This is a genomic window from Bacterioplanoides sp., assembly GCF_965226395.1.
Taxonomy (GTDB): Bacteria; Pseudomonadota; Gammaproteobacteria; order Pseudomonadales; family Oceanobacteraceae; genus Bacterioplanoides.
Genome location: NZ_OZ245358.1, coordinates 2319075 through 2330000 on the forward strand (window position 1 = coordinate 2319075; position 10926 = coordinate 2330000).

General features: G+C 49.8%; 14 protein-coding genes. 10 read left to right on the forward strand and 4 right to left on the reverse strand.

The window, feature by feature from the left end; all coding sequences use genetic code 11:
• Positions 1–135: 135 nt before the first annotated feature.
• On the reverse strand, positions 136–1236 hold the full coding sequence (locus tag ACO05E_RS10705; RefSeq protein ID WP_419812925.1) for an NAD(P)/FAD-dependent oxidoreductase: 1101 nt from the start codon (positions 1234–1236) through the stop codon (positions 136–138).
• Between the two features lie 69 nt (positions 1237–1305).
• Between ACO05E_RS10705 and ACO05E_RS10710 the strand changes: the two genes are divergently transcribed.
• On the forward strand, positions 1306–2817 hold the full coding sequence (locus tag ACO05E_RS10710; RefSeq protein ID WP_419812926.1) for an AbgT family transporter: 1512 nt from the start codon (positions 1306–1308) through the stop codon (positions 2815–2817).
• Positions 2818–2829: 12 nt separating this feature from the next.
• Here the strand turns inward: ACO05E_RS10710 and ACO05E_RS10715 are convergent, their stop codons facing one another.
• The gene (locus ACO05E_RS10715) at positions 2830–3891 is read right to left on the reverse strand and encodes a putative solute-binding protein (RefSeq protein ID WP_419812927.1); all 1062 of its coding nucleotides are present in this window, start codon (positions 3889–3891) and stop codon (positions 2830–2832) included.
• Between the two features lie 142 nt (positions 3892–4033).
• Here ACO05E_RS10715 and ACO05E_RS10720 point away from each other — a divergent pair, with 142 nt between their 5' ends.
• The 9 genes from ACO05E_RS10720 to ccoM all read left to right on the forward strand — a co-directional run bounded on the left by ACO05E_RS10720 (position 4034) and on the right by ccoM (position 8937).
• Complete coding sequence (locus tag ACO05E_RS10720) at positions 4034–4240, forward strand: DUF2788 domain-containing protein (protein ID WP_419812928.1); 207 nt, start codon at positions 4034–4036, stop codon at positions 4238–4240.
• Positions 4241–4370: 130 nt separating this feature from the next.
• The gene (locus ACO05E_RS10725; protein WP_419812929.1) at positions 4371–4502 is read left to right on the forward strand and encodes a hypothetical protein; all 132 of its coding nucleotides are present in this window, start codon (positions 4371–4373) and stop codon (positions 4500–4502) included.
• Positions 4499–5002, forward strand: a complete 504-nt coding sequence (locus ACO05E_RS10730) for a hypothetical protein (RefSeq protein ID WP_419812930.1) — start codon at positions 4499–4501, stop codon at positions 5000–5002. The genes ACO05E_RS10725 and ACO05E_RS10730 overlap by 4 nt, the downstream gene beginning before the upstream one ends.
• A 63-nt stretch (positions 5003–5065) precedes the next feature.
• Positions 5066–5323: a DUF4404 family protein gene (locus ACO05E_RS10735; protein WP_419812931.1), complete on the forward strand. Its 258-nt coding sequence runs from the start codon at positions 5066–5068 to the stop codon at positions 5321–5323.
• A gap of 46 nt (positions 5324–5369) precedes the next feature.
• Positions 5370–5804, forward strand: a complete 435-nt coding sequence (locus tag ACO05E_RS10740; protein ID WP_419812932.1) for a CBS domain-containing protein — start codon at positions 5370–5372, stop codon at positions 5802–5804.
• Positions 5805–6213: 409 nt separating this feature from the next.
• Positions 6214–6918 carry a helix-turn-helix domain-containing protein gene (locus tag ACO05E_RS10745; RefSeq protein ID WP_419812933.1) on the forward strand — a complete coding sequence of 235 codons (705 nt, stop codon included), beginning with the start codon at positions 6214–6216 and terminating at the stop codon, positions 6916–6918.
• An 88-nt stretch (positions 6919–7006) separates the two neighbouring features.
• On the forward strand, positions 7007–8167 hold the full coding sequence (locus ACO05E_RS10750) for a glycosyltransferase family 4 protein (RefSeq protein ID WP_419812934.1): 1161 nt from the start codon (positions 7007–7009) through the stop codon (positions 8165–8167).
• A 44-nt stretch (positions 8168–8211) separates the two neighbouring features.
• Positions 8212–8517: a hypothetical protein gene (locus ACO05E_RS10755; protein WP_419812935.1), complete on the forward strand. Its 306-nt coding sequence runs from the start codon at positions 8212–8214 to the stop codon at positions 8515–8517.
• A 300-nt stretch (positions 8518–8817) separates the two neighbouring features.
• Positions 8818–8937: a cytochrome c oxidase subunit CcoM gene (gene ccoM / locus ACO05E_RS10760; RefSeq protein ID WP_419812936.1), complete on the forward strand. Its 120-nt coding sequence runs from the start codon at positions 8818–8820 to the stop codon at positions 8935–8937.
• Positions 8938–9125: 188 nt separating this feature from the next.
• Here ccoM and ACO05E_RS10765 read toward each other — a convergent pair whose 3' ends face one another.
• Together ACO05E_RS10765 and mltB are read right to left on the reverse strand one after the other, a co-directional pair.
• Positions 9126–9932, reverse strand: coding sequence for a septal ring lytic transglycosylase RlpA family protein (locus ACO05E_RS10765; RefSeq protein ID WP_419812937.1), 807 nt, complete (start codon positions 9930–9932; stop codon positions 9126–9128).
• Between the two features lies 1 nt (position 9933).
• A complete protein-coding gene (mltB, locus tag ACO05E_RS10770; RefSeq protein WP_419812938.1) occupies positions 9934–10917 on the reverse strand; it encodes a lytic murein transglycosylase B in 984 nt (327 codons plus the stop codon).
• Between the last annotated feature and the right edge of the window lie 9 nt (positions 10918–10926).

Sequence of the window (10926 nt, forward strand, 5' to 3'; positions counted from 1 at the left end):
TGAGTGATTAATCAGCTTACAGTGTAGTCCGACTGTAACGAATGTGTACAGGCGTGTCGGGAGATATTGATAAATTGTTATAAGTTTCTGACTGCTATAACAATTTGTATGGTTCTGAGTTGATTAAGCTGATGTTCAGTTAACCGCTTTCTGCACGCTTTCTGCAATCGCCAGTGATGCCGTCAGTCCCGGACTCTCTATACCGAATAAGTGAAGGATGGCTGTTTTGGTGTCATGTTGTATAACAAAATCAGCAGCTTTCTGGTGCGCCGGATGGAGCTTAGGCCGGATGCCGGCATAATCGGCGTGTAGTTTCTCAGGATCAAGTTCCGGGAAATAACGTTGAATAGCAGAGGCAAATTTTCCTTTTAGCTGAGGGTCTACCTCATAGCTTAAGACACCATTAGGGATAAGATACTGGGTATCCGGACCAAACCTGAGCTGCCCACCCAGATCCAGTGTGGCATGAATACCCAACCCGGCCAGGTTCGCTTCCGGCAATGGGTATATCAGATGATGAAACGGTGAGCTTCCCGAATAACTGAAATAATGGCCCCGGCAAGGGTACAAAGCCGGAATCTGTTGTTCGGACTGACCACAATGGCGGGCAACGCTTTGAGCTTGTAGTCCGGCGCTGTTGATCAATGTGCTGGCTTTAACATCGTAAAGGCCATCACTGGTGTTGAGGGTGATGTGCCAGTTCTCCGCTTGTCGGTTGGCCGTTAAAAACTCCGTCTGACACATCAGCAACGCTCCCTGTTGTTCGGCTTGCTGCGCCAGAGTCTGCATATATTGATGACTGTCGATAATGCCGGTTGAGGGCGAGAACAGGGCTTCGGCTGCCCGTACTGCCGGTTCTTGTTGTTGCAATTGTTGCTGGTTCCAGCGCTGTAATGGGATACCCAGACGTTGAGCTTTATGCTCCAGTTCCGCCAGCTTCGGATCACCGGCTTGCTGAGCCACAATCAGTTTTCCCAGGCGCTGGTGAGGAACGTCGAATTGCTCACAAAAGGCGTACAGCAACTCTTTACCCCGCAGGCACAACCGCTGTTTGAGTGAGTTGTCGGCATAATATAATCCGGCGTGAATCACTTCGCTGTTGCGGCTGCTGGTTTCTGAGCCAAACAGAGCATGACGCTCCACTAATAAAACGCTGCCCAGCGGACTGAGCTGGCGGGCAATGGCCAAACCAACCGCGCCGCCACCGATTATGCAGTAGTCAAAATCTGCGCTCATCTTTCGTTTTATCCGTCAAATCGTTACTGTTCAGTTATTGATGACACATTGTACAGGAACCGATAACCAATGAATCAAACTGGCTTCTGGCTGAATTTTTCAGCAGCAATTGAGCGCTGGGGCAACCGTTTACCCGCTCCGGCGGTATTGTTTATGGGGTTATGGCTGGTGGTTGTGCTGGTTTCATCGCTGGCGACCTGGCTGGGGTGGCAGGCACAACACCCGGTGACGAACGAAGCGGTGGTGCCCAAAGCACTGATCAGTGAAACCGGTCTGGTATGGATGTTGTCCTCCGCGGTGAGTAATTTCACCGGCTTTGCTCCGGTAGGGCCGGTGATTGTGGTGATGCTGGGATTGGGTATTGCCGAGCGCAGCGGTTTATTAAGCACCTGGCTGCAACATGTGATGCGTTATCTGCCGGGGGTGGGGTTAACTCTGGGTGTGGTACTGGTGGGAATTTTATCCAGTCTGGCGTTTGATGCCGGTTATGTGGTGGTGATTCCGCTGAGTGCGGTGTTGTTTCAGTTGGCCGGGCGTTCTCCGTTGGCTGGTATTGCTGCTTCATTTGCTGCGGTTTCCGGCGGTTACAGTGCTAATTTTCTGGTTGGCCCGGTGGATGCCATTTTATCCGGTATCTCAAGTGAAAGTGCGCGTTTAATCCAACCGGATGCCGACGTCTCTCTGTTGGCGAACTATTATTTTATGGCCGCTTCGACGGTTTTTATGACGCTGGTGATTACCCTGGTTCTGCACCGTTGGGTGGAGCCGCTGTTGCAATCGGGTTCAGCCGAATCTAACAAGGAACTGCCTGATAGCGCATTAACATCCGCTGATGCGGGTTCTGCTGGTCAGATCCAGGCTGGAAAATACGCCGCCGGGTTAGCCTTATTGTTAACCCTACTGGGTTTGTCAGCAGCCTTACTGCCGGGCGGCTGGTTATATGGTGATGGCGATTTTTTAAAATCGCCGTTTATGCGTAATCTGAGTGTGTTAATTGGATTATTGTTTGCTGTCAGCGGTTGGTTTTATGGCCGCTTAAGTGGTCGTTATCACACCAGTCATGCGTTGGTTGATGATCTGGAGGCAACGATTAAAACGCTGGCGCCGTATCTGGTGCTGATGTTTTTTGCGGCCCAGTTTGTCAGTGCGTTTGGCTGGAGTAATCTGGGCTTATTGGTGGCCATTCAGGGCGCCGGAATTCTGCAGGCCTTGGCGCTGCCAGAAGGAGTGACACTGATTCTGTTAATTGTGCTGGTCAGTGTGATTAATCTGTTGGTGGGCAGTGCGTCGGCCAAGTGGACCTTGCTGGCTCCGGTGCTGGTACCCATGTTAATGCTGGCGGGCATTGCTCCGGAGCTGACTCAGGTGGCGTATCGTATCGGTGACTCCAGCACCAATATCATCACGCCACTGATGCCATATTTTCCACTGGTGTTGGCTCTGGTGCAGAAATACCGTCACGATGCTGGTGTGGGTACCTTGCTGGCGATGATGATGCCGTTCTCGCTGGTGATGTTAATCAGCTGGAGTACCTTTCTCGGAATCTGGATGCTGTTGGGCATTCCATTAGGACCGCTTTAACGTTTTACCCTTTTAGCCTTCCAGGCGCTCGGCACATTCATAATGGGCCGGGTTGCTGCGACAGCGCAGTTTAAACATCAGCTTCATCATCATCGCATCATAAACCTGATTTTTGGTCAGGCTGATGCGGATCTGACGCAGCATCTCTTTGTATTCACTTTCTTGTTCAACAGGTAAATCGACCCAGTAATCGGCCGGGATATCCGCTTCTGCCAGACGAATATGCTGCAGCGCCTGATCAAACTGCTGATGAGTAAACTCACGGCTCTTCTGGCCGAATCCTTCGGGAAAGCGCTCATGGCGGATAATCATCTGGAAGTTCATCTGTGCCAATGGAAAGCGATAGATACCGCCTTGTGCGCCCAGGCCTTTGTACATTTCAAACGGCTGATAAGCGACGGCGGGTGCATAAGCAATATCAACATCGCCGTTATTAAAGCGTGGTGCGAAGGTCGCAACGGATGACGGCACCATCGTTGCGCCGACATGATCTACAACATGTACCGAAGCCTGATCGTAATCCAGTGTGGCAATACGCTTACCTGCAGCCGCTTCAACCGAGTCTATGCGTTTATCGCGAACAAAAATAAACACCGCACCGCCGGGCATAATGGCAGCCACTTCGTATTCACCTTGTTGCAGATAACGTTGGGCTTTGGGTTGGCTCAGCATGCTGAGCAACTGTTGCATCTGCTGATAGTCATCCAGCCCACCTAACGCTTCAATGCTGGCGGTAAAACGGTTGTAAGGCCGCACCCGGGTTCCGGTCACTCCCATGGCATCACAATGACCTGCCTGAAAGTCGGCAATCGCAACCGCTTCATTGGTATAAGCCTTCAGTTGCAGATCCGCCCCCCAGGTTAATGCCTGAGTCTGGTAATCGAGCATGGCGGAATAAATCGGCCCACGCGTGCCTACCGGGTCAAAAATGCAGAAAACCTGTTGCTCAGAATCGGCCGCGACGGCGCTGGCCATAAACAGGCTACTAACTGCAATGAGAAACAGGCTGGCAGCGGTGAATAACAGGCGATCAGCGCTAAGCAAAAGAGTCGTTATACAGGTTCGCAGTGACATGCCGGTATCCTTCCTGGGTATTGTTATTATTGATGCATAGAATGATACGGCAGTACCAGCCTGATAACAAAGCCAGAAATTCTGTTGCCAAAGCCTGCTCCCGGTTACACTAGGCCGCTTTTCATTGATCAGGAACCTATTTATGAATGCTGAGCAGTTTGAAACCTGGGCATTACGCATTGGCCTAACACTGCTGATCGGGTTTATGGCGTTTATTATTTATGACCTTGGCCGGCGCTCAAACTCGGGCAAGTTTGGTATGTTTGTGTTGTTTATTGGTCTGTTTGTGGGTGTGGCCGGCTTTCTGATTAAGATTGTGCTGGAGTTGATGCTGAACGAATCCATCTGACCGACCCCACCTGAACTGGCCAGTTTGTTGCTAAAGCCGGTCACTTGTCCTGATAGTCTGAAAGGATAATTCGCGCCATTGGAGTTTGTTGTCTATACCTTCTTTATCAGAACAGGAGGAGGACAGTCTGATGGTTCAGCAAACTGCCGGTTTGCCTTTTGGCGAACGAACTGATATTGCTTACCTCACCTTCAGGATGAAGGCTGTGGCTCTGCTGTTATGGCGTGCAACTAATCATAAACAGAACAAGGATGATCTATGAGCGCAGTAATTCAACTGGCCAGCTACCAGCCTCTGGCAGGTGGGATGCTGCTGCCTTCCCCAATCGCGGGACAAGCGAATGTTTTTCTGAACAATGCCCCCGACTCGTCGTCAGCATCCGGTCTTTATGGTTATACCCCACAGGTCCGCGAGTTGATTGATGATGTTATGCCGTTGGTGGCTCATATGGCTGAACGTCATCAGCTGGAGCATCGTGTGGTGCAGCTGTTTTATGCCAACCCGCGTGAAAGCCTGGTGCACAATACCCAGAAGTTGCTGAAGTTATTACAGGCGCTGCAGGGCAGTAATCATATTCTGGTGCCACTTTCCTCCAACCACAGCATGATCTTTCATACCCTGCGTCAGGTTGTTCCCTGTGCTCAGCAGATGCAGCTGGAAGATGTCAGCCTGTTTTATATTGGTGATCAGGCCAACCGCAACCCGTTACAGGCGATCAGCTCAACCTGTGATATGACCTTCTTTTTTCATGCCCAATACTGATATAGGTTAGTGCTCCTGAAGATTAAGTTGCTACACTGAAACGCAAAGGTCAGGAGAAGTGATATGCCTCAGGAAACATTAAAACAACAGCTACAGCAACTTCATCACACCCTTCAGCAACATCCGGATCTGGATGAGGAAAGCCGCGAACTGCTGCAATCCATTGCTACCGACATTGCCAATCAGCCCACTGATCAGGCCTCCGCCCATGACCTCAATGATCAGGTGCAGCAACAAGCCATTCGTTTTGAACAGCAACACCCGGCGTTATCGGAAGTTCTGAAACAGATTCTCGATACCCTCAATCGTATCGGCGTGTAACGTCTGTTATCTTAATTGCTACCTTACTTGTTGCAGGAGAATGGATATGCGCCATATGCCAACCCTTGGTGAAATGATGACGGCTTTTCCGGTTCATGTGGATGAAGCGATGTCGCTTGCCGATGCAGCGCAACTGATGGAAGAGCATGAATGTCATCACCTGCCGGTTATGGCGGGCCATAAGGTCATGGGTCTGCTGAGTAATGAAGATATCAAACTGGCGTTGCAGCCAGGTCATCACGCTTCGGAGCTGACTGAGTTGACCGCCGGTGATATGTGCCAGCAACAAATTAAAGAGGTGGATTTACACACGCGGCTGGATGTTGTGCTGGAGGGCATGGCTGAGTTGGGGGTCAATGCCGTGTTGGTGTTAAAGCAGGATCGTCTGGCGGGTATTCTGACCAGTCAGGATGCTTGCCGGGGTTTTGCTCACTGGCTGAAAAAAGAATATCTGCCGGATAGTGACCCTAGCATCGCTTGAAGCGACTTTAGCAGGTTGCTGAAAAACTACTTACGTTGCCATAACTTCGTTAAAAATCAGCTCAAAATGCTCATTTATTACTTATAAACTGCGCGTTTTCGCTGATTTTTGCCTTGCTCTGGCTGCCTCAGAAACATTTTTCAACAGCCTGCTAGGGAATGCCAGTTAGCAAGCTCTGATACGGCAGTACACATTGAACGTGCACTCAAATGGTACCTGATAAATTTGAAAATGCTTAATAATGGCGCATGACAAAGGCGCCATTTTTTATGTATGAAATTTGAGTAATATTCATTAAATTCCTTTTAAATCAAAGGCTTATGTTTTTATTGGGCCATTTGAGACAGTTTGGTACAGAGTTTGCGAAACCGGTAATAACCGATGCCGCCAGATTTTAAAGGAATTACTTATGTACCAAGTTGCTGATATTCAGGATTACCGCTCTGTTAACCATAGTGGATCGTTCTCTGCTGCGTTTAGCGCCGATCTTTTTGATTCCCTGGCGGCCATTCTGCAGGAACGCTATCAGGACGAAGACAGCATTCAGCGTATTCTATCTCTGGCGTGTGACACCACTGGTTTACAGAATATTTCGGTCGCAGTACCGGATTCACCGAGCCGCTTTAAAGCACAATTCTGTTCTACTGGTGTGAGTAACGGAGTTTATAGCTTTGCGGTACAGCATGCGTTATGTCGCCAGTTTGAATCACGTGAGTGGTTGGTGATTAAGGATGGTCGGGAGCGTGCTGACGTGTTTGTACCAACACACAGCAAACTGACGGGTCAGGATCGCTGTTTGCTGATGCCATTGGTATTACGTCAATCGGTACTGGCGGTACTGGTGATTGATCTGCGCAACAGCAGCAGTGCAGCACTGGACTTATCGCTGCTGAGCTTCTTAGGGGCACAGATTGCTCAGATGCTGGCAACTCAGGTGGTGCCGAACTTCAAAACCCTTTATGCCCGTCCGTATCAGCGTGTTACCGGGGATGAGCTGACGGATATTCGTGAAGCCATCGAAAAGTGTAACGGTAACAAAACCATGGCAGCGAAGGTGCTGGGCTTAACCCCACGTCAATTACGTTATCGTCTGGCCAAGCTGTCAGAAGCCTGATCAATCCACAGGCGTCGTAAATAAGGATTCATTAAACTGTCATCACCACTGGGGCACACTGGTTAAATGATAACCACAGGCCCCTGTTATGACAGCCACTCGTATCAGCATCGTCACTGAAACTTATGTTCCGGATGTTAACGGCGTTGCTAATTCTCTGCGTCATCTGATTCAGTCGCTGGATCGCGATGCTTACCGGATTCAGATTATCCGTACTTCTCCGAAGCAGCACTGGTTGCCACAAGAGGAAGAAATCTGGACAACGGGGGTGACGATACCAATGTATCCGGATTTACAGCTGGGGCTGCCCGCCAGGCAAACAATTGCAGCGGCCTGGCAGCAATTTCAGCCGGATCTTATCTTTATTGCCACCGAAGGCCCGTTGGGGTATTCCGCCTTAAAAGAAGCACAACGCCGGGATTTACCGGTGCTCAGTGCATTTCATACCAACTTTCACCGCTACAGCAGTTATTACGGCTTTGGCTGGATCAGAAGCCTGACCTTAAACTGGTTACGCCGCTTCCATAACCGCACGCTGGCGACACTGGTACCTTCACGCGACAGTGCTGATTTTCTGCAGCGAGCGAAGTTTAATAATGTGAAGGTATTACCACATGGTGTTGATTGTGAGTTATTTCACCCTAAGCGCCGTTCAACCCAGCTGCGTGAGCAGTGGCAGGTTCGTGCTGATCAGCCGGTTGCCTTGTATGTCGGACGCATCGCGGCTGAAAAGAATATTCCACAGGTGATTGCCAGCTTTCGTCACTGCCAGAAACAACACCCGGACTTGCGTCTGGTAATGGTTGGTGATGGCCCAATGCGCGCCGAACTGGAACAACAACACCCGGATATTATTTTCGCCGGTGTACAAACCGGTGAAATGCTGGCCCGCCATTATGCCTCAGCAGATTGTTTTGTGTTTGCCAGCACCACCGAAACCTTTGGTCTGGTGACATTGGAAGCCATGGCCAGTGCTTTGCCGGTAGTGGCTTATCCGCTGGCGGCTGCCGGGCAATACGTCACCTCGGGTATTCATGGTTGTCTGGCAGCATCCGAAAGCCCCGATGCCTTTACTGAAGCGTTTCAGCAGTTATTACAGCTTGATTTACTGACCACCGGGCAAGCAGCGCGTACGTGTGCTGAGCAGGCCAGCTGGACTGCCGTTGCTGCCTTATTTGACCAGCAGATAAAACAGGCACTACGACAGGTGTCAGAGCCGGTTTCCGCCAGTGTGCAAACCATGGTATGAGGATTGCTCTTGTAATAATGAACTTATGATCAGGAGACAGGACTGTGGAATTTAATCGCCAAAGTATTGCTACTCTGCAAAAGATTAAGCGTCTGGCTAAAGACGAACAGGGATGTGTTATTCACTATGATTCACCAACGCTGGAGCATGACCTGAGGACACTGGTACAAAGTGGCGTGAGCCCAGAGTTATTGGCACTTATTGAGACATTTTTACCATCCCAGGAGCCGTCGCCTGCGTTCACAAACGAGCCAAGAATGTATCGTGGCGCAGCGTATGTGGTGGATGATGCCGCCAGAACCGCTCAGCGTACCCAGAAAATTTACCGTGGTCAGGTGGTGATGGCCTGACGCGCTTTTCCGCTAATCAATGCAATAGGATGGTGCAGTCCTGTTGCATTTGCCCAATCTCTGAACATTCTGTTATCGATCACTTCTGATCTGAATTTACCATTCAGCAAGTAATATACCGTTCACCTTTTCTTTTTTGTGGGTATTTGACCTGCATCAAGCTTGTGTTCAGACGCGCTTTTTCGACAAAAATCCCTTGATGTGCATCAAGTTACTCCCGCCTGCCATTGCTACATTGCATACATAGCAACTGAGCTGGCGTCTGGTCAGTACACAAAATACATGAGAGAGGTGAGCATTATGTTTATGGATGAAGTGGTATTTGCTGGTTTAGCCATTGTTGGTCTGACCTGTACCTTTTTTGTTGGCTTTTATATGGCGGTAAAAAACGACATTAAAAAGCACGGCACTGGCGAATAACGAACGCTGTTAAAACCAGATGTCTTCCTGCAGATGTGACATCTGGGGCTGTGATATCTGAGGTGGTTATATCCCAGGTGATGAGTTTCCTTTTCTGCGCTGAGCATCTTACTCTCTGAGTGAGTACCTTGCCTCTGGGCCTAATCCTTGTGGTTATGGCCCCTTTTTTTGTTCGTTTTGGTATGGCTTCAGAGCTGATGACGGCCCAGCAGTAACGGCTGATTGATGTTCAGTGCTTGTAACTGTTGCAATAATGTCTGTAACGGTTCACCTTCTTCAACCGGGCCAATCCGTACCTTATGCAGTGTTAATTGTTGCGACTGCTGAACCGTTTTGATGCTGACCTTAGTGCTTGCTCCCAGCTCTGCAGATAACTGTTGCTGCAGCTTTTGCGCGGCGGAAGGGTCGGACAGCGCGCCAACCTGAACCCAGCGCTCGGACTTATTGATCGGCGGATGAATCACATCCACCTGAACTTCAGCCGTGCCTTGTTTCTGAATACCGAGCTTAACTGCGGCGGCGTACGATAAGTCGATGATTCGTCCTTCGTGAAAAGGACCACGATCATTAACCCGTACCACGACCGATTTTTGATTGTCGAGCCGGGTAACGCGCACATAGCTGGGTAATGGCAGGGTTTTGTGAGCTGCGGTGAACTGATACACATCGTAGATTTCACCGTTTGAGGTCTGATGACCATGAAACTTCATGCCATACCAGGAGGCAATCCCCCGGGCGCGATAACCATCAGCGCTGCTCATTACCTGATATTCTTTACCCAGCACGGTATAGCGTTTTGGATTCCCCATCACACTTTTGGCTTCGGCTCTGGGAACAGGCTCCTGTAATTTCTCAATATCAGCGATGGGAGCCGGTGTGAAATCCTGAGCGTGTTGATAACGGGATGGGGTACAACCAGCCAGCAGAGCGCTGGCTATCAGAAAAAAGGTCGGTACCGAAATGACCGACCGGGAAAAAATACTACGGTCGCGCATATTATTTTGCCAGTTCTTCACTGAGCTGATACACCGCCATCGCGTACATACGGCTGTGGTTATAACGGGTGATCACATAGAAGTTGTATTCACCAAGCCAGAATTCAGCTCCGTGTTTTCCTTCTAACCGGATCAGGGTCGCGGGCTTGTCGTCGCTGATTGCTTGGGTCGGCGTGACGCCTAACGCTTTCAGTTCACCGGCTGTCCACTTTGGCTTACGGCGGTCATTAACCGCTTGTTGGTATTGATCTCCACCAACCCGCACACGCTGAGTCACCGGCTCGCCGTCACGCCAGCCGTGGCGTTTAAAGTAGTTGGCAACGCTGTGAATGGCATCCGCCGGGTTGTTCCATAAATCGCGTTTGCCATCACCATCACCATCAACGGCATAGCTAAGGTAACTGGTGGGAATAAACTGGCCATAACCCATGGCACCGGCATACGAACCTTTAATCACAGCAGGGTCGAGTTGCTCTTTTTCAGCTAACGCAAAGAAAGCTTTTAATTCACGCCAGAATAATGGTCGTTTGGGGTAATCAAAGGCCAGTGTCGCCAGTGAATCCAGTACCCGGTAACGGCCCTGACGCTGACCATAAAAGGTTTCCACACCAATAATGGCGGCGATGATTTCTTTTTTAACGCCGTACTTTTGTTGTGCTTCGGTCAGCAGGTCATCGTATTTCTTAAGGAAGTCTTTGCCTTGCTCAATACGCTTGCTGGTGAGAAATATCTGGCGGTACTCATGCCACTCTTTGCTTTTTTCGGCCGGACGCTGAATGGTTTCTAATACCGAATCCAGTTTTTTCGACTGGGATAACCACTTTTGTGCTTCGCTGGCAGGAATCTGATATTCCGCTTCCAGCTCCTGACTGAATTCATTAAAACGGGGATGCTGATCATAAGCCGCCAGAACCGGGCTGGTGGCTAATCCCCATAAAGTTAAAACACTGCTGGCAATTCCTGCGAGGCGTGACAAACGCATCATAAAAAACGG

Bases quoted from the DNA above. Each gene is read 5' to 3' on its own strand.
- ccoM (WP_419812936.1), top strand. From the start codon at position 8,818: ATGTTTATGGATGAAGTGGTATTTGCTGGTTTAGCCATTGTTGGTCTG.
- ACO05E_RS10720 (WP_419812928.1), top strand. From the start codon at position 4,034: ATGAATGCTGAGCAGTTTGAAACCTGGGCATTACGCATTGGCCTAACA.
- ACO05E_RS10710 (WP_419812926.1), top strand. From the start codon at position 1,306: ATGAATCAAACTGGCTTCTGGCTGAATTTTTCAGCAGCAATTGAGCGC.
- ACO05E_RS10725 (WP_419812929.1), top strand. From the start codon at position 4,371: ATGGTTCAGCAAACTGCCGGTTTGCCTTTTGGCGAACGAACTGATATT.
- ACO05E_RS10705 (WP_419812925.1), bottom strand. From the start codon at position 1,236: ATGAGCGCAGATTTTGACTACTGCATAATCGGTGGCGGCGCGGTTGGT.
- ACO05E_RS10750 (WP_419812934.1), top strand. From the start codon at position 7,007: ATGACAGCCACTCGTATCAGCATCGTCACTGAAACTTATGTTCCGGAT.
- ACO05E_RS10740 (WP_419812932.1), top strand. From the start codon at position 5,370: ATGCGCCATATGCCAACCCTTGGTGAAATGATGACGGCTTTTCCGGTT.
- ACO05E_RS10735 (WP_419812931.1), top strand. From the start codon at position 5,066: ATGCCTCAGGAAACATTAAAACAACAGCTACAGCAACTTCATCACACC.
- ACO05E_RS10765 (WP_419812937.1), bottom strand. From the start codon at position 9,932: ATGCGCGACCGTAGTATTTTTTCCCGGTCGGTCATTTCGGTACCGACC.
- ACO05E_RS10715 (WP_419812927.1), bottom strand. From the start codon at position 3,891: ATGTCACTGCGAACCTGTATAACGACTCTTTTGCTTAGCGCTGATCGC.
- ACO05E_RS10730 (WP_419812930.1), top strand. From the start codon at position 4,499: ATGAGCGCAGTAATTCAACTGGCCAGCTACCAGCCTCTGGCAGGTGGG.
- mltB (WP_419812938.1), bottom strand. From the start codon at position 10,917: ATGATGCGTTTGTCACGCCTCGCAGGAATTGCCAGCAGTGTTTTAACT.
- ACO05E_RS10745 (WP_419812933.1), top strand. From the start codon at position 6,214: ATGTACCAAGTTGCTGATATTCAGGATTACCGCTCTGTTAACCATAGT.